This is a genomic window from Kitasatospora sp. cg17-2, assembly GCF_054031055.1.
This window is the reverse complement of sequence record NZ_CM132923.1, coordinates 3,225,462-3,246,602: the sequence shown is the minus strand read 5'-3', so window position 1 is coordinate 3,246,602 and position 21,141 is coordinate 3,225,462. Positions and strand designations below refer to the sequence as shown.

The following is a 21,141-nucleotide window of genomic DNA, read 5'->3' as shown; positions in this document are numbered from 1 at the left end:
CGTGGGCGGACCGCGGAATCCGCGGACGGGGCCGTTCGGCCCGGCCGTCGGGACGGAGTCGGTCCACCACAAGCGGAGGAGACAGGAGCATGGCCGGCGCAATGCGCAAGATGGCGGTCTACCTCGGCCTCGTGGAGGACGAGACGTACGACGGCCAGGGGTACGACCCCGACGACGACTACGACGCGGACCCCGAGCCGATCCGGACCGGACGGACCGAGGACATTCCGCGGCCGGCCTCCCCGGCGCCCGCGCCGGTCTCCTCCATCACCCCGCAGCCGGTGCCGGCCGCGGTCCCGATTCGCCAGGAGACCCCGAGGATGGCACCAGTGTCGTCCATCACACCCGAACGTCGCCACAACCTGGAGAAGAGCGCCCCGGTGATCATGCCCAAGGTAGTGAACGAACGAGAGCCCTACCGCATCACCACGCTGCACCCGAGGACCTACAACGAGGCCCGTACCATCGGGGAACAGTTCCGCGGCGGGACCCCTGTGATCATGAATCTCACGGAGATGGACGACACCGACGCCAAGCGGCTCGTAGACTTCGCCGCTGGACTCGTCTTCGGTCTGCACGGCAGTATCGAGCGCGTGACGCAGAAGGTGTTCCTCCTGTCGCCTGCTAACGTCGATGTCACGGCGGAGGACAAGGCTCGGATCGCCGAGGGTGGGTTCTTCAACCAGAGCTGACCCGACCACGACTTTACGTGTGGATCTGATCGACAGTGAGTTAGCGACAGGCGAGAGCGGCCCAAGGGCCGACAACCGGGGAGAGGGAAGCGCGATGGAGATCGTGTGGGCGGTGCTCTATTACGCACTGACCGTCTTCCTGGTGTTCCTGCTCGTGCGGCTGGTGATGGACTGGGTCTTCCAGTTCGCGCGTTCGTGGCGGCCCGGCAAGGCCATGGTCCTGGTCCTGGAGGCCACGTACACTGTCACGGATCCGCCGCTCAAGCTTCTGCGGCGGTTCATTCCGCCGTTGCGTCTCGGGGGCGTGGCGCTCGACCTGTCCTTCTTCGTACTGATGATCATTGTGTATGTCCTGATCTCGCTTGTGCGGCCCTAGTCGTAGGTGAGCGATGCGACAGGATGCCGGTGTGCCGACGATCACGTTGAGGTGAAGAGATGCCATTGACCCCCGAGGACGTTCGGAACAAGCAGTTCACGACCGTCCGCCTGCGCGAAGGCTATGACGAGGACGAGGTCGATGCCTTCCTCGACGAGGTCGAGGCGGAGCTGACCCGTCTCCTCCGCGAGAACGAGGACCTGCGCGCCAAGCTGGCCGCCGCGACCCGTGCCGCCGCGCAGAACCAGGCCAACATGCGCAAGGAGCCGCCGCAGGACGCGCGCCCCGGCGCCCCGGTGCCGGCCGCCATATCCGGCCCGCCGGTTCCCGGCCAGCAGGGTGGCCCCGGTCCGCAGCAGCAGCAGATGGGCCCGGGCGGTCCGCAGCAGCAGCAGATGGGTCCCGGCCCGCAGCAGCAGCAGATGGGCAACCAGCCGCTCGGCCTGCCGTCCGGCGCCCCGCAGCTCCCCGTCGGCCAGGGCGGCCCGATGGGCGGCCCCGGCCAGCAGCAGCAGATGGGCCAGACCATGGGCGGCCAGCAGCAGCTGGTCCAGCCGATGGGCGGTCAGATGCTCCAGCCGATGGGCGGCCCCGGTGGCCCGCAGGGCATGGGCAACCCGATGGGCCAGGGCATGGGCCAGCAGCAGATGCAGCAGATGGGCGGCCCCATGGGCGGCCCGCAGCAGATGGGCGGCCCGATGGGCGCCCCGATGCAGCAGCAGCAGCAGAACCCCGGTGGCGACAGCGCCGCCCGGGTGCTGGCGCTCGCCCAGCAGACCGCGGACCAGGCGATCTCGGAGGCCCGTTCCGAGGCCAACAAGATCGTCGGCGAGGCGCGCAGCCGCGCCGAGGGCCTGGAGCGGGACGCCCGCGCCAAGGCCGACGCGCTGGAGCGGGACGCGCAGGAGAAGCACCGCGTCGCGATGGGCTCGCTGGAGTCCGCCCGCGCCACGCTGGAGCGCAAGGTCGAGGACCTGCGGGCGTTCGAGCGTGAGTACCGGACGCGTCTGAAGTCCTACCTGGAGACCCAGCTGCGTCAGCTGGAGTCGCAGGCGGACGACTCGCTCGCGCCGCCGCGGATCCCGGCCACCGCTTCGCTGCCGCCGGCCGCGTCGTCGATGGCTCCGGCCGGTGCGAGCGCGATGAGCAGCCCGTCGCCGAGCTTCGGCGGCAGCCAGCAGTCGTTCGGCGGCCAGCCGTCCTTCGGCGGGCAGAGCGCCTTCGGCGGGAACGGTGCGCCGAGCTTCGGCGGGCCGTCGGCCGCGGGCAACTCGGGTGCGCCGCAGATGCAGCCGGCCGGGATGACCCAGCCGATGGCGGCCGTCCGTCCGCAGCCGCCGCAGCCGATGCAGCAGGCGCCGGCTCCGATGCGGGGCTTCCTGATCGACGAGGACGGCGACAACTAAGCGGTAGCCGTCGGCACAGGCGCCCCCTTCTCGGCCCTTCGGGGTCGGGGAGGGGGCGCTTTCGTGTCTGCGGGGCCGCCGCTTCCGGGCGTGCGGGGGCCCGTTCCTGACGGGAGGGGGAACGGCGGAGCCGCCGCCGCCCGGTGGGCGACGGCGGCTCCGGGGTCGGGTCAGGCCTTGCGCAGCTGGAAGGCGAGGCCGAGGGACTCGTCGGCGAAGGTGTCGGACTCCCAGTCGGCGGCGCCGGCGGCGAAGTCGGTGGCGAGCACCTCCTCGGCGACCAGCGCACCGTGCTCGGCGATGGCCTCGGCGGTCTCGTCGTTGCTCGCCCGCCAGCGCAGCACGATCCGGTCGGCGACGTCCAGGCCGGAGTTCTTGCGGGCCTCCTGGATCTGGCGGATCGCGTCCCGGGCGACGCCGAGGCGCTTGAGCTCGGGGGTGATCGCGAGGTCCAGCGCGACCGTGGCGCCGGACTCGTTGGCGACGGCCCAGCCCTCGCGCGGGGTCTCGGTGATGATCACCTCGTCCGGGGACAGGGCCACCGTCTCGCCGTTCAGCTCGACCGAGGTGGTGCCCCCGGCGCGCAGCTCGGCGGCGAGCCGGGCGGCGTCCGCGGCGGCGACCGCCTTGGCGACGTCCTGCACGCCCTTGCCGAAACGCTTGCCCAGCGCGCGGAAGTTCGCCTTGGCGGTGGTGTCGACCAGCGAGCCGCCGACGTTCGCGAGCGACTCCAGGGCGGAGACGTTGAGCTCCTCGGCGATCTGCGCGCGCAGGTCCCCGGGCAGCTCGTCCCAGCCCTGGGCGGCGACCAGCGCGCGGGACAGCGGCTGGCGGGTCTTCACGCCCGACTCGGCGCGGGTGGCCCGGCCCAGTTCGACCAGCCGGCGGACCAGCGCCATGTGGCGGGAGAGGTCGGTGTCGATCAGCGACTCGTCCGCCTGCGGCCAGGAGGCCAGGTGGACCGAGGCCGGGGCGTCGGGCACGACCGGGACGACCAGGTCCTGCCAGACCTGCTCGGTGATGAACGGGGTGAGCGGGGCCATCAGCCGGGTGACGGTCTCCAGCGCCTCGTGCAGGGTGGCGAGCGCGGCCGCGTCGCCCTGCCAGAAGCGGCGGCGGCCGCGGCGGACGTACCAGTTGGAGAGGTCGTCGACGAAGGCGGAGAGCAGCTTGCCGGCGCGCTGGGTGTCGTAGGCCTCGAAGGCCGCGTCGACCTCGCGCACCAGGGTGTTCAGCTCGGAGAGCACCCAGCGGTCCAGCTGCGGGCGGTCGGCCGGGGCCGGGTCGGCCGCGGACGGCGCCCAGCCGGAGGTGCGGGCGTACAGGGCCTGGAAGGCGACGGTGTTCCAGAAGGTGAGGAGGGTCTTGCGGACCACCTCCTGGATCGTGCCGTGGCCGACCCGGCGGGCCGACCAGGGGGAGCCGCCGGCGGCCATGAACCAGCGGACGGCGTCGGCGCCGTGCTGGTCCATGAGCGGGATCGGCTGCAGGATGTTGCCCAGGTGCTTGGACATCTTGCGGCCGTCCTCGGCCAGGATGTGGCCCAGGCAGACGACGTTCTCGTACGAGCTCTTGTCGAAGACCAGGGTGCCGACGGCCATCAGGGTGTAGAACCAGCCGCGGGTCTGGTCGATCGCCTCGGAGATGAACTGCGCCGGGTAGCGCTTCTCGAACAGCTCCTTGTTCTGGTACGGGTAGCCGTACTGGGCGAAGGGCATCGAGCCCGAGTCGTACCAGGCGTCGATGACCTCGGGCACGCGGGTCGAGGTGCCGCCGCACTCGCGGCAGTCGAAGGTGACCTCGTCGATGAACGGGCGGTGCGGGTCGAGGCCGGACTGGTCGGTGCCGGTGAGCTCGGACAGCTCGGCCAGCGAGCCGACGCAGGTGAGGTGGTTCTCCTCGCAGCGCCAGATCGGCAGCGGGGTGCCCCAGTAGCGGTTGCGGCTGAGCGCCCAGTCGATGTTGTTGTTCAGCCAGTCGCCGAAGCGGCCGTGCTTGACGTTGTCCGGGAACCAGTTGGTGGCCTCGTTCTCCCGGATCATCGCGTCCTTGACCGCGGTGGTGCGGATGTACCAGGACGGCTGCGCGTAGTACAGCAGCGCGGTGTGGCAGCGCCAGCAGTGCGGGTAGCTGTGCTCGTACGGGAGGTGGCGGAAGAGCAGGCCGCGCTCCTTGAGGTCCGCGACCAGGGCCTCGTCGGCCTTCTTGAAGAACTGGCCGCCGACCAGCGGGACCTCGGGGCCGAAGGTGCCGTCGGTCAGCACCGGGTTGACCACCGGCAGGCCGTACTTGCGGCAGGTCGCGAGGTCGTCGGCGCCGAAGGCGGGCGACTGGTGGACGATGCCGGTGCCGTCCTCGGTGGTGACGTACTCGGCGTTGAGGACGTAGTGCGCGTTCTCGATCTCGACCAGGTCGAACGGGCGGCGGTAGGCCCAGCGCTCCATCTCGGCGCCGGTGAAGGACTCGCCGGTCGCCTCCCAGCCCTCGCCGAGGGCCTTGGCCAGCAGCGGCTCGGCGACCACCAGCTGCTCGGTGCCGTCGGTGGCCACCACGTAGGTGACCTCGGGGTGCACGGCGGCGGCGGTGTTGGAGACCAGCGTCCACGGGGTGGTGGTCCAGACCAGCAACGCGGCCCGGTCGGCCAGCGGGCCGCTGGTCAGCGGGAAGCGGACGAAGACCGAGGGGTCGACGACGGTCTCGTAGCCCTGAGCCAGCTCGTGGTCGGAGAGGCCGGTGCCGCAGCGCGGGCACCAGGGGGCGACCCGGTGGTCCTGGACCAGCAGGCCCTTGTCGAAGATCTGCTTGAGCGACCACCAGACGGACTGCACGTAGGACGGGTCCATGGTGCGGTAGGCCTGGTCGAGGTCGACCCAGTAGCCCATCCGGTTGGTGAGCTCGACGAAGGCGTCGGTGTGGCGGGTCACCGACTCGCGGCACTTGGCGTTGAACTCGGCGATGCCGTACGCCTCGATGTCCTGCTTGCCGGAGAAGCCGAGCTCCTTCTCGACGGCGAGCTCGACCGGGAGGCCGTGACAGTCCCAGCCGGCCTTGCGGGCGACGTGGTAGCCCTTCATCGTCCGGTACCGGGGGAAGACGTCCTTGAAGACGCGGGCCTCGATGTGGTGGGCGCCGGGCATGCCGTTGGCGGTCGGCGGGCCCTCGTAGAAGACCCACTCGGGGCGGCCCTCGGACTGCTCCAGACTGCGCTGGAAGACCTTGTTGTCCTGCCAGAACGACAGGATCCGGTGTTCGAGGGCGGGCAGGTCGACCTGCGCGGGGACGGGGTTGTAGGAGCTGGCCATGACGGGCGTCTACCTCCGGCGGATGCATGGACGGGATCCGACGGAGGGACGAGACGGCTTGCCGCCCCGCGGTACCACCCTCCTTGGCCGCGATGCTGTCCGCGGCCCTCTTGTTTGGGCTTGCTGCCGGTTCTAGCGGGCCGACGAAGGGGATCGCGGACCGTTCTTCCGGCGGCTCCGGGGTGATCTTCGCGCGGTGCACACCCCCGGGCTCGCACCGTCCCCGGGTCGCTGGTGGCTGCGTACTGCGGTACTCGTCCCCATCTGCGCCTTGCAGGCCCCAGTGTATCGGCCGTCGCAAGTCGGTTTCGGCGCGCCGGGGCGGGGGGCACAACTCTGTTCGGCGCGATGGGCGTGTCGCGTGTGGCGGCTGGCTGGGTGGGATCATGGTGAGGCGTCGGTATGTCATGTTGTGACCATTTTTGATCGGGATTATCGTTCCGGCACTGGAGGCCGCCGGGAACCGGCGGCTCGATTCGTTCGTAGATGGGGTCGAAGCCATGGCTGAGAAGACAACCGTCGCGGGTACCGCCACCAAGCGGGCACGCAAGGCCGTGGCAGGCGATCCAGGGGAGGGGACCGTGACCACTACCGCACGGCGCAAGAACACCACCGACACCACTCTCGTGGCCCCCGGCCGCACCCGTACCCCGGCCGGGGCCGGGGCCGCCGCCCGTACCGGCGGTGCCGAGTCGGTCGACCCGGCGGAGCTGCCGGTCCGTCCCGGCGAGGACCCGTGGACCTCCGAGGAGGTGCGCGAGCTGCACGCCGAGCTGATCAACGATCTGGAGCGGCTCCAGCAGGAGATCGACGCGGCCGAGGCGGCCATCACCGGTCTGATGCGGGACTCCAACGACGGGGCCGGCGACGACCAGGTGGACGCCGGTACGAAGAACATCTCGCGCGAGAGCGAGGTGGCGCTGGCCAACAACGCCCGCGACAGCCTCGCCCAGACCGAGCACGCGCTGGCCCGGCTGGAGGGTGTCGGATTCGGCACCTGCGAGTCCTGCGGCCAGGCCATCGGCAAGGCCCGGATGCAGGCCTTCCCGCGGGCGACGCTCTGCGTCCAGTGCAAGGCCAAGCAGGAACGCCGCTGACCGCTCCGGGCGGCCGACCGGGACGACGGGAGGGGTCGGGCTTGCCGTAGGCTCGACCCCGTAACGTCGCCTGATCCGTCGGATGATCCGTCGCAGATCGGGTTTCCCACCGGCCCTTCGGCCCCCCACGTCACGGCAGCGGAGCGGATCATCAGTACGCAAGGTTCCCCCCAGACGCGGGACGACTCCGTCCCCACGCCCGCCGACGTCGTGGCCCCGGCCGGGGACGTCGCCGGGTCCGGCGACGGGGCCCCGGCCCGGCCGGAGGCCCCCGAGGCGGCCGCGGCCCCCGCGTCCTCCCCGGTCTCTTCTCCGGTCTCCTCGCCGGCGCTGGCCCCGACGTCGCTGCCGGTCGAGCCGGCCGGGGCGGAGGAGCCGAAGGGGCGCAGGCGGATCGGCGTGCTCCTGGTCGTCGCGCTGCTGGCCTTCCTGATCGACTTCGGCAGCAAGCTCCTGGTCGTGGCGCGGCTGGAGAACCACTCGGCGATCAAGGTGATCGGCGATGTGGTGACCTTCCAGGTGATCCGCAACTCCGGCGCCGCCTTCGGCATGGGGCAGGCGCTGACCGTCGTCTTCACCATGATCGCCTCGGCCGTCATCGTGGTGATCTGGCGGATCGCCCGGCGGCTGTACAGCCTCCCCTGGGCGATCGCGCTCGGCCTGCTGCTGGGCGGCGCGCTCGGCAACCTGACCGACCGGCTGTTCCGCTCGCCCGGCGTCTTCCGCGGGCACGTGGTCGACTTCATCTCCGTCCAGCACTTCGCGGTGTTCAACCTCGCGGACTCGGCGATCGTCTGCGGCGGCATCCTGGTCGTCCTGCTCTCCTTCCGGGGCAGCAACCCGGACGGCACCGTGCACCAGCAGGCGGACAAGGGCGAGCAGGCGGACAAGGGCGAGCAGGCGGACAAGGGCGAGTAGGGCGGACGGGCGCGAGCGGGGCGGGGCGGCCCCCGCCCCCGGTCGGGCACGGCGCGGGCGGGACCCCGCGCGTCCGGCATACTCGTACGGGTGAGTACCGCAGCGCAGACCCGAAGCCTCCCCGTTCCCGACGGCCTGGAGGGCGAACGCCTCGACGCCGCCCTGGCCCGGATGTTCGGCTTCTCCCGGACCAAGGCCGCCGAGCTGGCCGCCGAGGGCAAGGTGACGCTCGACGGGGCCGTCGCCGGCAAGTCGGACCGGGTCACCGCCGGTTCCTGGCTGGAGGTCGAGATCCCGGCCCCCGCCGCGCCGGTGCAGATCGTCGCCGAACCGGTCGACGGCATGCGCATCGTCCACGACGACGACGACATCGTGCTCGTCGACAAGCCGGTCGGCGTCGCCGCGCACCCCAGCCCGGGCTGGACCGGCCCCACCGTGATCGGCGGGCTGGCCGCGGCCGGCTACCGGATCTCGACCTCCGGCGCCGCCGAGCGCCAGGGCGTCGTGCACCGGCTCGACGTCGGCACCTCCGGGCTGATGGTCGTGGCCAAGTCGGAGCGCGCCTACACCGACCTCAAGCGGCAGTTCCACGACCGGGTGACCGAGAAGAAGTACCACACGCTCGTCCAGGGCCACCCGGACCCGCTCAGCGGCACGGTGGACGCGCCGATCGGGCGCCACCCCAGCGCGGACTGGAAGTGGGCGGTCACCCGCGAGGGCAAGCCGTCCGTCACCCACTACGACCTCATCGAGGCGTACCGGGCCGCCTCGCTGATGGACATCAAGCTGGAGACCGGCCGCACCCACCAGATCCGGGTGCACATGTCCGCGCTGCGCCACCCCTGCGTCGGCGACATCACCTACGGGGCCGACCCGACCCTCGCCAAGCGGCTCGGGCTGACCCGGCAGTGGCTGCACGCCGTCTCGCTCGGCTTCGAGCACCCGTCGGACGGCGAGTGGGTGCAGTTCTCCAGCGAGTACCCCGCGGACCTGCGGAAGGCGCTGGACATCATCGCGTCGGAGAGCTGAGCCGGAGCCGGTACGCGGCCTGTCGCGGAAGGCTCGGCGCGAACCCCCGGGAGAGCTCCCGGGGGTTCGCGCGTTCCCGGGCTCCGCGGGGCCGCTGTTCTTATCGGACGCCTACTCCGGGGGCGACTACGATCACGCCCATGGAGCTCGGTGGGGCGTGGCGCCGGTGGCGAGGCCGTGGGACGGTCGCCGGACGGAGACTGGTGGCCGGGGCGGTGGCCCTGACGGCCGTCGTCGCGGTCGGGACGGCCGCGGCCGTCGCCGCCGGGGGCGAACAGGCCGTCCGCCAGGAGGACCGCTTCCTCGCGATGGCCGAGACCCCCGGCAGCTCGCAGATCGTCCAGCTCGACACCTCCTTCTTCACCACCGGCAGCAGCCCGCGCCCCGCCGTCCTGCTCGGGCACGGCTTCGGCGGCTCCAAGGAGGGCGAGCGGGAGCGCGCCCAGAAGCTCGCCCGGCAGGGGTACGCGGTGCTGACCTGGTCGGCGCGCGGCTTCGGGCGCTCCGGCGGGAAGATCGGGCTGAACGCGCCGGACCGCGAGGTCGAGGACGTCAAGCACCTGGTCGACTGGCTGGCGCAGCGCCCCGAGGTCCAGCTGGACGGGCCCGGCGACCCCCGGGTGGGCATCACCGGCGCCTCCTACGGCGGCGCGGTGGCGCTGCTCGGCTCCGCGTACGACCGCCGGATCGACGCCGTGGCCAGTGCGATCACCTGGTGGAACCTGGCCGACGCGCTGTTCCCGCAGGGCGTGCGCGGCTCGGGCGCGGTCGACGGCGTGTTCAAGAAGCTGTGGTCCGGGATCTTCTTCACCACCGGTTCGGTGGGCGAGCTCGGCCCGTCCGGCGGCGCGGCGCGTCCGGCCCTCGCCCCCGAGCAGGGCGGCGGGCAGGTCGGCTGCGGGCGGTTCCTGGACGAGCTGTGCCGGATGTACGACCGGGTGGCGACCGCCGGGCACGCCGACCCGGAGGCGGTGGCCCTGCTCGACCGGTCCAGCCCCTCCTCGGTCGCGGACCGGCTCAAGGTGCCCACGCTGGTGGTCCAGGGCCAGCAGGACTCGCTGTTCCCGCTCGACCAGGGCGACGCGATCGCCAGGGCGGTGGCCGCCAACGGCGCCCCGGTGGCGGTCGACTGGTTCGCGGGCGGGCACGACGGCGCGACCGACACCAGCGACCGGGTGGACGACCGGGTCACGGCCTGGTTCGACCGCTATCTGAAGGGCGCCGGGGGCGACGGCGCGGCCGGTACCGGCGCGGCGTTCCGGGTGACCCGGACCGGCGGGGTCGACTCGACCGGCTTCCAGGCGGTGCTGCGCGGGGCCACCGCCGACAGCTACCCCGGCCTCGGCGGCACCGGATCGCGGCAGTTCGAGCTGAAGTCCCCGGACGGGGCGCCCGAGCAGGCCTTCGCCAACCCGCCCGGCGGCGCGCCGTCCAACATCTCCGCCGTGCCCGGCCTCGGCGGCCTGCTCGGCCAGGCGTCCGCGCTGGGCGCCGGTCTCGCGCTGGACTTCCCCGGCCAGTTCGCCACCTTCGAGTCGGCGCCGCTGGACTCCTCGGTCCACCTGACCGGGCAGCCGACGGTACCGGTCCGGGTCCGGGCCGACCGGCCGGACGCGGTGCTCTTCGCCAAGCTGTACGACGTCGCCCCCGACGGCAAGCAGAGCCTGCCGCAGCAGTTGTCCGCCCCGCTGCGGGTGACCGGGGCGGACACCCCCGACGGCCGGAGCGTCACCGTGGCGCTGCCCACCGTCGACCACACCTTCGACGCCGGGCACCGGCTGCGGCTGGTGCTCGCCTCCACCGACCTCGCGTACGCCTCGCCGGTCGAGCCCGCCACCTACCGGGCCGCCGTCACCGGGCCGGTCGTCCTGCCCACCGTCGACGGGCTGGTCACCGAGGCCGCGCCGCTGCCGAACCGGACCTGGGTGCTGCCGCTGGTCGCGCTCGCGCTGGCCGCCGGGCTGGTGCTGGTGCCGCGGCTGCGGGCGGCCAGGGCCGGGCGGCGCGCCCACGGACCCGCGTACGAGCCGGAGCTCGCCGGGGTGCCGCTGGTGATCACCGGTCTGAGCAAGCGCTACAAGGGCGCCGCCGACCGGTACGCCGTCCGCGACCTGGGCTTCCGGGTGGAACGGGGCCAGGTGCTCGGCCTGCTCGGCCCGAACGGCGCCGGGAAGACCACCACCCTGCGGATGCTGATGGGGCTGATCCGGCCGGACGCCGGCGAGATCAGGATCTTCGGCCACCTGATCCGGCCCGGGGCACCCGTGCTCTCCCGGGTCGGGGCCTTCGTCGAGGGCGCGGGCTTCCTGCCGCACCTCACCGGGCGGGCCAATCTGCGGCTCTACTGGCAGGCCACCGGCCGTCCGGAGGCGGACGCCCACCTGGACGAGGCGCTGGCGATCGCCGGGCTCGGCGAGGCGCTGGACCGGGCGGTTCGCACCTACTCGCAGGGCATGCGGCAGCGGCTGGCGATCGCCCAGGCCATGCTGGGGCTGCCGGACCTGCTGATCCTCGACGAGCCGACCAACGGGCTCGACCCGCCGCAGATCCGTGAGATGCGCGAGGTGATGATCCGGTACGCGGCGGCCGGGCGGACCGTCATCGTCTCCAGCCACCTGCTGGCCGAGGTCGAGCAGAGCTGCACCGACCTGGTGGTGATGGACCGGGGCCGGCTGGTCACCACGGGCGCGGTCGCGGAGATCGTCGGCGCGGGCACCCAGCTGCTGATCGGCACCGCGGCGTCGTACGGCGCGGCGGAGCTGGCGGCCGCGGCCGACAAGGTCGCCGCGCTGGACGGGGTCGACACGGCGGAGGCCGTGGAGGGCGGGCTGCTGGTCGGGCTGGACGGCATGCCGGCGAGCCGGCTGCTGGCCGAGCTGGTGCGGCTCGGGGTGCCGGTGGAGTCGGCCGGGCCGCAGCGCCGGCTGGAGGACGCGTTCCTGTCGCTGATCGGAGGTACGGCGTGAGTGCCGCGGTTGCTGAGGTGTCGGCCGATCACGCGGCCGGCTACCGGCCCGGACGGACGCTGCCGTTCCGGGTCGAGGTGGTCCGCCAGCTGCGGCGGCGCCGCACGATGGTGATCGGCGGGGTGCTGGCCGCGATGCCGCTGGTGGTGCTGGCGGCGTTCGCGGTGGCCGGGACGCCCGGGCGGGCCGACCGGACCACGTTCATCGAGCTCGCGACCTCGTCCGGGCCGAACTTCGCGACCACCATGCTCTTCATGGGCACCGGCTTCATGCTGGTGATCCCGGTCGCGCTGTTCTGCGGCGACACGGTGGCCTCGGAGGCCAGCTGGTCCTCGCTGCGGTACCTGCTGGCCGCGCCGGTGCCGAGGGCGCGGCTGCTGATGCGCAAGTTCCTGGTCGGGCTGCTGTTCTCGGCGGCGGCCGTGGTGCTGCTGCCGCTGGTCGGGCTGGCGGTCGGCACGGCCGCGTACGGCTGGGGCGACCTGCGGCTGCCGGCCGGGGCGAGCCTGAGCGCGGGCGAGGCGCTGCCGCGGCTGGCGGTCGCGGTGGCGTTCGTGTTCCTCAGCGAGGTGGTGATCGCGGCGCTGGCGTTCTGGCTCTCGACCGCCACGGACGCGCCGCTGGGGGCGGTCGGCGGGGCGGTGTTCGCCTCGATCGTCGCCGGGGTGCTGGACGCCATCACCGCCCTCGGCGACCTGCGGGCCTGGCTGCCGGCGCACTGGCAGTGGGCGTGGGCGGACGCGCTGCAGCCTCGGATGGAGTGGGGCGGGATGGTGCAGGGGGTCTCGCTGTCGCTTTCCTACGCGGTGGTGCTGCTGGCGCTCGCGTTCCGGGGCTTCGCGCGCAAGGACGTGGTGTCGTAGCGCGGTTTCGGTAGCGCGGTTCGGCGGCGCGGTTCGGGAGGCGTGGGAGAGGCGGACCCCGCCCGCCGGGGGACGGCGGGCGGGGTCCGTCGTTCGCGGGACCGCTCCGGGACTACTTGACGGGGGAGTAGACCCGCTCGACCTGCTGGGTGCCGGACCGGGTGCGGTAGGAGCGCGACCACTTGGTGGTGGCGTCCTTGCGGGTCCGGTCCGAGAGCACGTAGTAGTCCATCTGGGTCTGGGCCGGGGTGACCTCCAGGACGCCGTAGCCGTGCGAGTCGAGGTCGACCCACTGGACGTGGCGGTTGGCGCCCTTGATCGCGGCGGCGGCGACCAGCGAGAGGGTCTGCGGCGCGACCTTGAGGAAGTCGTCGATGTTGTCCGAGGTGACCGAGGTGACCACGAACTCGGTGGCGACGCTGCCCGACAGCGGGTAGGTGGCGGCCTCCTCGGGGACGTCCGAGGCCCAGGCGGAGTGGATGTCGCCGGTCAGGAAGACGGTGTTGGTGATCCCGTTCGACTTCAGGTGGCCGAGCAGCTCGCGCCGGTCGTGGGTGTAGCCGTCCCACTGGTCGGTGTTGATCGCCAGGCCCTCGCCGGGCAGGCCGAGCAGCTTGGCCAGCGGGCGCAGCAGGTAGTCCGGAAGCGAGAAGAGGGCGACCGGGGAGATCATCACCTCGTTGCCGATCAGGCGCCAGGCGGTGTCGGAGGCGGCGAGGCCGGACTTCAGCCAGTCCATCTGGGCGCGGCCGGTGAGGGTGCGGTCGGCCGAGTCGACGTCGCCGTTGCCGACCTTGACCTGCTGGGAGCGGAACGAGCGCTGGTCCATCAGGTGCAGGTCGGCGAGCTTGCCGTAGCGCAGGCGGCGGTAGGTGGTGCCGGCGATGGACGGGCGGACCGGCATCCACTCGAAGTAGGCCTGCTTGGCGGCGGCCATCCGGGCCGTCCAGTCGCCCTCGGTGCCCGGGGTGTGGTTCTCGGCGCCGCCGGACCAGGCGTCGTTGGCGAACTCGTGGTCGTCCCAGATCGCGATGGTCGGGACCTGCGCGTGCAGCGCCTGGAGGTCCTCGTCCGTCTTGTAGCGGCCGTGCCGGGTGCGGTAGTCGGAGAGGCTGAGGATCTCGTGGGTGGGGGCGTGCGGGCGGACCACGGAGCCCCGGGCGCAGAACTCGCCGCTCTTGTACTCGTAGATGTAGTCGCCGAGGAAGAGGAAGGCGTCGAGGTCGCCGCGGGCCGCCAGGTGGCGGTACGCGGAGAAGTAGCCGGCCTCCCAGTTGGCGCAGGAGGCCACGCCGAAGCGGAGCCGGTCGAGGGCGGCGTCGGCGGTCGGGGTGGTGCGCGTGCGGCCGACGGGGGACACCGTCGCGCCGGCGGTGAAGCGGTACCAGTAGGCGGTGTCCGGGGTGAGGCCGCGGACGTCCACCTTGACGGTGTGGTCGGTGGCGGCGTCGCTGGTCACGGTGCCGCTCGTGGCGATCCGGGTGAAGCCCTTGTCGGCGGCTATCTCCCAGCGGACCTCGGTGCCGGCCCCGAGGCCGGAGCCGGGCACGGCCTCGGGGGACGGGGTGACCCGGGTCCAGAGCAGGATGCCGTCGGGCAGCGGGTCGCCCGAGGCGACGCCGTGGAGGAACTGCGGGGCGGTGGCGGCCTGGGCGGTCGCGCCGAGGGCGAGCGGCAGGGTGGCGGCGCCCGCGACGGCGGCGGTGGCCTTGAGCACCTGGCGTCGGAGGGGGCGGGCGGCGGTCATGTCATTGACAAGGTCAGTCACGGCGGACAGGCTACCGGCGGGTAACGCGGTGTTCCATATGCTGAACTGACTGTTCGTTGTCGCTTCACCGCGACGTGACGTCCCGCCACCCCGCCGGGTGGGCGCGGTCACCCGGCGGACATGCGCGATGATGGGAGGCTGTTCCGGCCCCCGTCGCAAGGAAGTCCCGCCCGTGGCACACGTCCTGCTCCTCCACTCCGTGTACGGCCTGCGCCCCGCCGTCCAGGCTGCCGCCGACCGGCTGCGCGCCGCCGGGCACACCGTGCACACCCCCGACTTCTTCGACGGGCGGACCTTCGACGACGTCGAGGAGGCCATGGCCCACAAGGAGGAGATCGGCAGCGACGAACTGCTGCGCCGGGCCGTCGGGGCCGCCGCCCCGCTGCTGGGTACCGGGACACCGCTCGTCTACGCCGGCTTCTCGCTCGGCGGCTCGCTCGCCCAGAACCTCGCGCTGGCCGACGAGAAGGCCGTCGGCCTGCTGCTCCTGCACGGCACCTCGGACATCCGCGAGGACGCGGCCACCGCGATCCCGGTCCAGCTGCACGTCGCCGAGCCGGACCCGTTCGAGTCGGAGGACTGGCTGAACGCCTGGTACCTGGGGATGCGCAAGGCCGGGGCGGACGTGGAGGTGCACCGCTACCGGGGCGCCGGCCACCTCTTCACCGACCCGGAGCTGCCGGACTACGACGCGGAGGCGGCGGAGCAGACCTGGGCGGTCGCGCTGGACTTCCTGGCGGAGCTGGACGCGGCGTAGGTCCGTCGCTGGCCTCTCGCGCAGGAAGTCGTCCACGCCGACTTCCTGCGCGAGAGGCCAGCGACGGTCTGCCTCCGGCTCAGGGCTGTTCCCGGCTCACGGCTCCAGACGGTGCGGGCCGCGGAACAGGAACGTGACCTCGCGGAGGCTGGGGGCGTCGAGCAGGAGCATCAGCAGCCTGCCGAGACCCAGTCCGAATCCGCCGTGGGGCGGGGTGCCGAAGCGGAAGCAGTCGAGGTAGCCGGTGAGAGGCCCGGTGTCCATGCCCTTCTCGCGGGCCTGGGCGACCAGGCGCTCGTGGCGGTGCTCGCGCTGGGCGCCGGTGGTGATCTCGACACCCTTCCACAGCAGGTCGAAGGACTCGGTGACGGTGGGGTCGTCCTCGGGCCGCAGGTGGTAGAAGGGGCGGACGGAGGCGGGGAAGCGGGTGACGAACACGAACTCGTGCCCGGACTCCTCGGCGACGAGGGCGGAGAGCCTGCGCTCGCCCTCGGGGTCGAGGTCCTCCTTGACCCCCTCGGGGTCCCAGCCGGTGGCCCGGAGCCTGGCGAGGGCGTCGGCCATCGTGACGCGGGGGAACGGTGCCTCGGGGACGGTGACCCGGGCGCCGAAGTGCTCGGCGACGGCGTCGCCGTGGCGCTCCGCGACCCGTTGGAGGACGCGCCGCAGGAGCCGTTCCTCGAAGGCCATGACGTCCTCCACGCCGTCGATCCAGGCGAGTTCGGCGTCGACACCCGTGAACTCGGTGGCGTGGCGGGAGGTGAAGGACGGCTCGGCGCGGAAGACCGGGCCGATCTCGAAGACCTTGTCGATGCCGCCCGCGATGGCCATCTGCTTGTAGAACTGCGGGGACTGGGCGAGGTAGGCGGTGCGGTCGAAGTAGCCGACCTCGAAGACCTCGGCCCCGGACTCGGAGGCGGTGCCCATGAGCTTCGGGGTGTGGAGCTCGGTGAAGCCCTCCTCGGCGGTGACCTCGCGCATGGCCTGCTCGACGGTGGTCTGGACGGCGAACACCAGCTGCTGCGAGGGCCTGCGGACGTCGAGGAAGCGCCAGTCGAGACGCTGGTCCAGGCCGGTCTTCTCGTCGATGGGCAGCTTCGGCTCGGCGCGCGACACGACCTCGACGCGCTCGGGGACGATCTCCAGGCCGCCGAGCTTGACGTGGGGGTTGCCGACGACCTTGCCGGTGATCTTCACGGCGGACTCGGTGGTGACACCCTCGAAGGCCGCCTCGATCCCGTCGCCCTCGCCGCCCCGGGCATGGGTGACCTGGACGAGGCCGGTGTGGTCGCGGACCAGCACGAACTGCATGCGTCGCTGGAGGCGGAGGGTGTTGATCCAGCCGTGGACGGTGACCGTCCCGTCGAGATGGCCGGCAAGGTCTGCGACGAGGGTGCGGGTACGCGTCATGGTGGCAACTCCCTGATTGCGGGCGCGTTGGTCGCGCCACTGGGTCGGGCGGTAGACGGCCGCCCGGGGACTGGCGTCACCCTAACCGGAGGGGTCGCGCGGGTGCCTCCGGATTAAAGCCCGTCGCGATCCAGCGACGCCGGACCCGGCAGGTTGCGGGAACTGGCAGCCCGTGGAGACGGTTCCTTCGGCAGGGGCGGGACATGCGGGAAGACTTCGGCCGCCTTCGTCGTGTGCGACGAAGGCGGCCGTGGGAGTGGGTTCAGCGCAGGTGGTCGAAGGCGCCGGACTTCGCGCCGTCGAGGAGGGCGCCGATTTCGGCGCGGGTGTAGACGAGCGGGGCCTGCGTCGGGGTCTTGGAATCGCGGATGGCGATGAACTGGCCGATCACGCCGAACTCGACGCAGTTGTCGCTGCCGCCACTGAACGGGGACTTCTCCCAGGTGACATCGGAGAAGTCGATCTCGGCGGGGTCGGGCTTGTTGATCACGTGCGCTTCTCCTTGAGCAAGCCGGTCAGATGGGCGTGGGTCTCGGGCGGGCCGAGAGCGCGCGCTCGCAGGTGGTCGAAGACCTCGGTGTAGTGATCGACCTCGTCCGCACCCTCGAAGTACACCGAGTTGGGGCCATTCTCCATCCACACGACCTCCGGATTGGGGTCGGGAAAGCCCATCAGGACGAACGGGCCGTCGAGGCCCGGGTGAAGTCCCGCGCTGAAGGGCAGGAACTGCACGGTGATGTTCGTCCGCTCTGCCATGGCGAGCAGGTGCTCGAGTTGGCCGCAGAGTACGGCGGGTTCCGGAATCCGATGAAGCGCCGCTTCGTCGATCACGGCCCACAGCTTGATGGCGTTCTCGCCCTCAAGTAGGTTGCGGCGGCCCATCCGCACCTCGACGAGGGCTTCGATCTGCTGCGGATTGAGGTCGAAGCGCATGTTGGCGATGACCTGCCGGGCGTACTCCTCGGTCTGCAGGAGACCGGGAACGAGTTCGGTTTCGTATGTCCGGAGGGCGTTCGCACTGGACTCCAGGGCCAGGTAGCCGCCGTACTTGGTCGTGTTGATGACGGCGGAGTACTTCCTCCACCACGGTTGCCGCTGCGCCGCGTCGGCGCGGACCAGGTCGAGGATGTCCTCGCGGGCTGCCGGGTCGGTTATGCCGTAGCAGTCCAGAAGAGCCTTCGCAAGGACCGGGGTTGTCCCACGGTCGCCGTTCTCGATGCGGCTCAGCGAGCCCTGGCTGACCTCCACCACGGCGGACACCTCGGTCAGCGTCAGGCCGGCCTGCGCTCTCAACTCCTTGAAGCGAGCGGAGAGCTGACGTCGGTACACCGATGGTGGTGCCGGGTTCCTCTTCCATGCCATGAGCAGCAGTGTGCCACCTGGAGACCCTTGAGCAACTCGAATGGGGGAAAATCTACTGGGCATATTGCCCACCTTGAGAGCGTCGGGGCATGCTGCCGGAGGTAGCGATACGTGAGGGCATCGTCGCGGCTCGTGTTCGGTGCGTGAGCTCATAGGAGGCATCCGGTGCCGTCCATCAGGACCGAATCCCGACAGGTCGCATGGGTCGTCCCCTCGCGGGACGAAGTCGTCGGCTATGTGCGGCACAGAACGGTGGCGGAGATCAGAGCATGGGGCATCGAGCTCGCCGATCCGCTCGAAGTGGAGCTGGTGGTCACCGAGCTGGTGACCAACGCGGTCTCGCATGCCGGCGGGCAGGTCGTCGGAATCGAGCTTCAGGTGGCCGAGGCGGGCGCGGTGGTTATTCGGGTCAGTGATTCGCACCCGGGGTTCTTCGGGCGGCGGGTGCGGCGGGAGCCGGGGGAGCACGGGCGGGGGCTCGTCATGCTGCGGCAGTTGGCGCGGTGCTGGTGGTGGGAGCCGCTGTCGGAGGGGAAGGTGGTCTGCGCCTTGGTGGAGGTATTCGGTTGCTGAACGACCCAGGGTGGAGGGGAGGATGGGGGGATGGTGATGAGTGACGGGCGGTATGCGCCGGCGGGGTCGTTGATCGGGTTGGTGCAGCGGGGGCGGGGGCTCGGGGCGCGGATGGCTGCGGAGAATCCGGCTGCTGCGGCCGAGATCGTCCACGGGTGTCTGCGGTGGGACTGGCGGTGGGACTCGACCGACGATCGGGCGCTGTATCTGGCGCGGCTGGTGCGGGACTTGGCGTTGCCGCTCGGGCCGGTGGTGGAGGGGCTCGGGGGTGACGAGGGCACCTGCGAGCGGGCCGCCCAAGTGCTGGAGCTGCTGGCGCTGGGCGGGTCGGGGGAGGCCCGGGAGGCGTTGCGGGCGTACGTGCGGGAAGGGGAGTGCTGGCGGGACGTACTGGAGTCGGCCGCGAGTAGTTGGCCGGTGGAGTGGTGGGACGACCTGGAGGAGACCGCGCGGCACCGGTTGCAGGGCGACGAGACGGATCTGTGGGGGAGACCGTGGGTGCGGTGGGAGTTGGCCGCGGCGCCTGCGGAGCGGGCCGTGCGGCCTGATCCGTTGGCGGGCGAGACGAGTGCACGACTGTTGGAGCTACTGGCGGACCCGGGGGCGAGGCAGGAATGGCGGCACGTGATGGTGGCGCTGGCCCGGCGGGAGGCGGAGCCCGGACTGCTGCCGCTGGTGCCGTCGCTGGGCTCGGCGGACGGCGAGTACCCGCTGCCCTTGCTACCGCGTGCGGTGCGGAAGCTGGGGGTGCTGGCGGTGCCCGCCGCCCGGGAGTGGGCGAGGGCGGAGGAGGACTGGCTGGCAGGGCTCGGGCTCGGCGTGCTGGCCGAGCACGGGGAGGCGGAGGACATTCCCGCACTGGTCGCGGAGCTGGAGCGGGACTGGGTCGAGCGTCGGTGGTGCGGGTCGATGTACACGGCGCGGGGGCTGGCGCGGTTCGGGGCCGAGGCCCGGGGAGCGGTGTCACTGCTTCGGCGGCTCTGGCTGTGGACGCCGCACTCCTACGAGCGGGTGAGCTATCTGGAGGCACTGGCGGAGATCGACCCGACAGGGTTGGAGTCGGTGTACGTGGAGTGTCTTTGGGACTGTGAGGACGACGCCCGATTGTTGGGGGTCGAGCGGGCTCCGGATCAACCCGAGGTGCGGGGGAGGTTGGAGTACCTCAGGGACGACGAGTTGGAGGAGCCCGCGGTCAGGGCCGCCGCGCGGGAGCGGTTGGCGGCCCTGACCGGGCAGTCCTAGAGGCCCGGGATGCGGCCGTTGCGGTAGAGGTCGACGAAGAGCTGGTGGTCGGCGCGGGCGCGGGCGCCGTATGCGTGGGCGAAGTCGACCAGCATCGCCGTGAAGCCCGCCTCGTCGCGGCTGACGGCCTCGTGGATCGCGTGCTCGGTGGAGAACGGGACCAGGGTGTGGCCGCTGGACGACTCGTCCGCCGCCGCGTGCATGGTGGCGGTGGCACGGCCCAGGTACCGGGTGACGGCGAGCAGGTCGGGCAGTTCGTTGAGGTCCCGCCAGTCGAGGTCGGTCGCGTACGGCGACACCTCGGCGACCAGCTGGCCCCGGCCCCGCAGCGTCGTGTACCCGAGCCACGGGTCGCTGTGGGACTGGAGGGCGCGCTGGGAGATCACCGTGCGGTGGCCCTCGTGCTGGAAGTAGCCGGCGATCGCGGGGTCGGTGACGTGGCGGGCGACGGCCGGGGTCTGGCCCTGCTTCATGTAGATGATCACGTCGTTCTCCAGGGCGTCGGTGTGCCCTTCGAGCAGGACGTTGTAGGAGGGCAGGCCCGCCGAGCCGATGCCGATACCGCGGCGGCCGACCACGTCCTTCACCCGCAGGGCGGTGGGGCTGACCCGGGTGGACGGCGGCAGGGTGGCGAGGTACTGCTCGAAGGCCGCGAGGACCTCGGCCTTGGTGGCCCCGTCCAGTTCGAACGCGCCGCCGCCGAGGCGGAAGCGGCGGTCGTAGTCCTCGACCACGGTGTCGCCGTCGAGCAGGGACACCCGGGTCTGCAGCCGGGCCTTCCGGAGCGTGTCGAGGATCGGGCCGGTGGCGGTGTCCAGGGTGTACGGGTCGGCGTCGCCGGAGGTGACGTGGGCGGCGATCCGGGCCCGGTACGCCTCGGCGAAGGCGGTGACCAGTTCGGTGATGGTCGCGTCCGACAGGGCCTTGGCGTAGCCGATCAGGGCGAGCGAGGCGGCGAGGCGCTGGACGTCCCAGGTGAAGGCGCCGACGTAGGCCTCGTCGAAGTCGTTGACGTTGAAGACGAGCCGGCCCTCGGCGTTGAGGTAGGTGCCGAAGTTCTCCGCGTGCAGGTCGCCGTGGATCCAGACCCGACCGGTGCGCCCGTCGAGGAAGGGCGCGCCGTAGGAATCGAACGGCGCGGTGGTGAGGTCCGCGTAGTAGAGGGCGGCGGTGCCCCGGTAGAAGGCGAACGCGGAGGCGGCCATCTTGCGGAACTTCACCCGGAAAGCCGCCGGGTCCTGGGCGAGGAGGTCGCCGAAGGCCGTGTCGAAGACACCGAGAATCGTCTCCGCGCGGCCGGTGTCGGAGAGCGGCTGGTGGGACATGGTGGCGGTTCCCTTGCGGTGAGTGGGTAAGGGGGGTCGAGGTACTGAGAGCTAG

Annotated in this window: 17 protein-coding genes; 11 read left to right on the top strand and 6 right to left on the bottom strand. The window is 72.0% G+C overall.

Annotated features, from left to right (window positions below):
- Window positions 1–89: 89 nt before the first annotated feature.
- The 3 genes from ACW14Y_RS13240 to ACW14Y_RS13230 all read left to right on the top strand — a co-directional run bounded on the left by ACW14Y_RS13240 (window position 90) and on the right by ACW14Y_RS13230 (window position 2,474).
- A complete protein-coding gene (locus ACW14Y_RS13240) occupies window positions 90–692 on the top strand; it encodes a cell division protein SepF (RefSeq protein ID WP_030391444.1) in 603 nt (200 codons plus the stop codon).
- Between the two features lie 94 nt (window positions 693–786).
- Entirely contained in the window at window positions 787–1,068 is a 282-nt protein-coding gene (locus tag ACW14Y_RS13235; RefSeq protein ID WP_030301231.1) for a YggT family protein, read from the top strand.
- Window positions 1,069–1,127: 59 nt separating this feature from the next.
- Window positions 1,128–2,474, top strand: coding sequence for a DivIVA domain-containing protein (locus tag ACW14Y_RS13230; protein ID WP_456986819.1), 1,347 nt, complete (start codon window positions 1,128–1,130; stop codon window positions 2,472–2,474).
- A gap of 170 nt (window positions 2,475–2,644) precedes the next feature.
- On the opposite strand, the gene ileS is transcribed toward ACW14Y_RS13230, so the two are convergent.
- Window positions 2,645–5,776 (bottom strand): isoleucine--tRNA ligase, encoded by a 3,132-nt coding sequence (gene ileS / locus ACW14Y_RS13225; protein WP_380389061.1) that lies wholly within the window; start codon window positions 5,774–5,776, stop codon window positions 2,645–2,647.
- Between the two features lie 581 nt (window positions 5,777–6,357).
- On the opposite strand from ileS, the gene ACW14Y_RS13220 reads away from it, so the two are divergent.
- The 5 genes from ACW14Y_RS13220 to ACW14Y_RS13200 all read left to right on the top strand — a co-directional run bounded on the left by ACW14Y_RS13220 (window position 6,358) and on the right by ACW14Y_RS13200 (window position 12,649).
- Window positions 6,358–6,873 (top strand): TraR/DksA family transcriptional regulator, encoded by a 516-nt coding sequence (locus ACW14Y_RS13220; RefSeq protein ID WP_234325820.1) that lies wholly within the window; start codon window positions 6,358–6,360, stop codon window positions 6,871–6,873.
- A 96-nt stretch (window positions 6,874–6,969) separates the two neighbouring features.
- Window positions 6,970–7,791, top strand: coding sequence for a signal peptidase II (lspA, locus tag ACW14Y_RS13215; protein WP_456988152.1), 822 nt, complete (start codon window positions 6,970–6,972; stop codon window positions 7,789–7,791).
- 90 nt (window positions 7,792–7,881) lie between these two features.
- Window positions 7,882–8,820 carry an RluA family pseudouridine synthase gene (locus ACW14Y_RS13210; protein WP_030391438.1) on the top strand — a complete coding sequence of 313 codons (939 nt, stop codon included), beginning with the start codon at window positions 7,882–7,884 and terminating at the stop codon, window positions 8,818–8,820.
- 140 nt (window positions 8,821–8,960) lie between these two features.
- Window positions 8,961–11,786: a CocE/NonD family hydrolase gene (locus ACW14Y_RS13205; protein ID WP_380306454.1), complete on the top strand. Its 2,826-nt coding sequence runs from the start codon at window positions 8,961–8,963 to the stop codon at window positions 11,784–11,786.
- Window positions 11,783–12,649, top strand: coding sequence for an ABC transporter permease (locus ACW14Y_RS13200; RefSeq protein ID WP_380306456.1), 867 nt, complete (start codon window positions 11,783–11,785; stop codon window positions 12,647–12,649). Before ACW14Y_RS13205 ends, ACW14Y_RS13200 begins: the two co-directional genes overlap by 4 nt.
- 112 nt (window positions 12,650–12,761) lie before the next feature.
- On the opposite strand, the gene ACW14Y_RS13195 is transcribed toward ACW14Y_RS13200, so the two are convergent.
- Window positions 12,762–14,396 (bottom strand): alkaline phosphatase D family protein, encoded by a 1,635-nt coding sequence (locus ACW14Y_RS13195; RefSeq protein ID WP_456988150.1) that lies wholly within the window; start codon window positions 14,394–14,396, stop codon window positions 12,762–12,764.
- Between the two features lie 193 nt (window positions 14,397–14,589).
- Here ACW14Y_RS13195 and ACW14Y_RS13190 point away from each other — a divergent pair, with 193 nt between their 5' ends.
- Complete coding sequence (locus ACW14Y_RS13190) at window positions 14,590–15,174, top strand: dienelactone hydrolase family protein (RefSeq protein ID WP_380306458.1); 585 nt, start codon at window positions 14,590–14,592, stop codon at window positions 15,172–15,174.
- Between the two features lie 96 nt (window positions 15,175–15,270).
- Here the strand turns inward: ACW14Y_RS13190 and aspS are convergent, their stop codons facing one another.
- The 3 genes from aspS to ACW14Y_RS13175 all read right to left on the bottom strand — a co-directional run bounded on the left by aspS (window position 15,271) and on the right by ACW14Y_RS13175 (window position 17,946).
- Window positions 15,271–16,584, bottom strand: coding sequence for an aspartate--tRNA(Asn) ligase (aspS, locus tag ACW14Y_RS13185; RefSeq protein WP_456986818.1), 1,314 nt, complete (start codon window positions 16,582–16,584; stop codon window positions 15,271–15,273).
- A gap of 262 nt (window positions 16,585–16,846) precedes the next feature.
- Window positions 16,847–17,074, bottom strand: coding sequence for a DUF397 domain-containing protein (locus ACW14Y_RS13180; RefSeq protein WP_380304857.1), 228 nt, complete (start codon window positions 17,072–17,074; stop codon window positions 16,847–16,849).
- Entirely contained in the window at window positions 17,071–17,946 is an 876-nt protein-coding gene (locus tag ACW14Y_RS13175) for a helix-turn-helix domain-containing protein (protein WP_380304859.1), read from the bottom strand. Before ACW14Y_RS13175 ends, ACW14Y_RS13180 begins: the two co-directional genes overlap by 4 nt.
- Window positions 17,947–18,111: 165 nt before the next feature.
- On the opposite strand from ACW14Y_RS13175, the gene ACW14Y_RS13170 reads away from it, so the two are divergent.
- Window positions 18,112–18,519 (top strand): ATP-binding protein, encoded by a 408-nt coding sequence (locus tag ACW14Y_RS13170; RefSeq protein ID WP_380304861.1) that lies wholly within the window; start codon window positions 18,112–18,114, stop codon window positions 18,517–18,519.
- A gap of 111 nt (window positions 18,520–18,630) precedes the next feature.
- Window positions 18,631–19,761 carry a hypothetical protein gene (locus tag ACW14Y_RS13165; RefSeq protein WP_456986817.1) on the top strand — a complete coding sequence of 377 codons (1,131 nt, stop codon included), beginning with the start codon at window positions 18,631–18,633 and terminating at the stop codon, window positions 19,759–19,761.
- On the opposite strand, the gene ACW14Y_RS13160 is transcribed toward ACW14Y_RS13165, so the two are convergent.
- The gene (locus ACW14Y_RS13160) at window positions 19,758–21,086 is read right to left on the bottom strand and encodes a DUF2252 domain-containing protein (RefSeq protein WP_456986816.1); all 1,329 of its coding nucleotides are present in this window, start codon (window positions 21,084–21,086) and stop codon (window positions 19,758–19,760) included. The genes ACW14Y_RS13165 and ACW14Y_RS13160 overlap by 4 nt on opposite strands.
- Window positions 21,087–21,141: the final 55 nt, after the last annotated feature.

Bases quoted from the DNA above. Each gene is read 5' to 3' on its own strand.
- ACW14Y_RS13240 (WP_030391444.1), top strand. From the start codon at position 90: ATGGCCGGCGCAATGCGCAAGATGGCGGTCTACCTCGGCCTCGTGGAG.
- ACW14Y_RS13235 (WP_030301231.1), top strand. From the start codon at position 787: ATGGAGATCGTGTGGGCGGTGCTCTATTACGCACTGACCGTCTTCCTG.
- ACW14Y_RS13230 (WP_456986819.1), top strand. From the start codon at position 1,128: ATGCCATTGACCCCCGAGGACGTTCGGAACAAGCAGTTCACGACCGTC.
- ileS (WP_380389061.1), bottom strand. From the start codon at position 5,776: ATGGCCAGCTCCTACAACCCCGTCCCCGCGCAGGTCGACCTGCCCGCC.
- ACW14Y_RS13205 (WP_380306454.1), top strand. From the start codon at position 8,961: ATGGAGCTCGGTGGGGCGTGGCGCCGGTGGCGAGGCCGTGGGACGGTC.
- ACW14Y_RS13195 (WP_456988150.1), bottom strand. From the start codon at position 14,396: ATGACCGCCGCCCGCCCCCTCCGACGCCAGGTGCTCAAGGCCACCGCC.
- aspS (WP_456986818.1), bottom strand. From the start codon at position 16,584: ATGACGCGTACCCGCACCCTCGTCGCAGACCTTGCCGGCCATCTCGAC.
- ACW14Y_RS13175 (WP_380304859.1), bottom strand. From the start codon at position 17,946: ATGGCATGGAAGAGGAACCCGGCACCACCATCGGTGTACCGACGTCAG.
- ACW14Y_RS13165 (WP_456986817.1), top strand. From the start codon at position 18,631: ATGGCTGCGGAGAATCCGGCTGCTGCGGCCGAGATCGTCCACGGGTGT.
- ACW14Y_RS13160 (WP_456986816.1), bottom strand. From the start codon at position 21,086: ATGTCCCACCAGCCGCTCTCCGACACCGGCCGCGCGGAGACGATTCTC.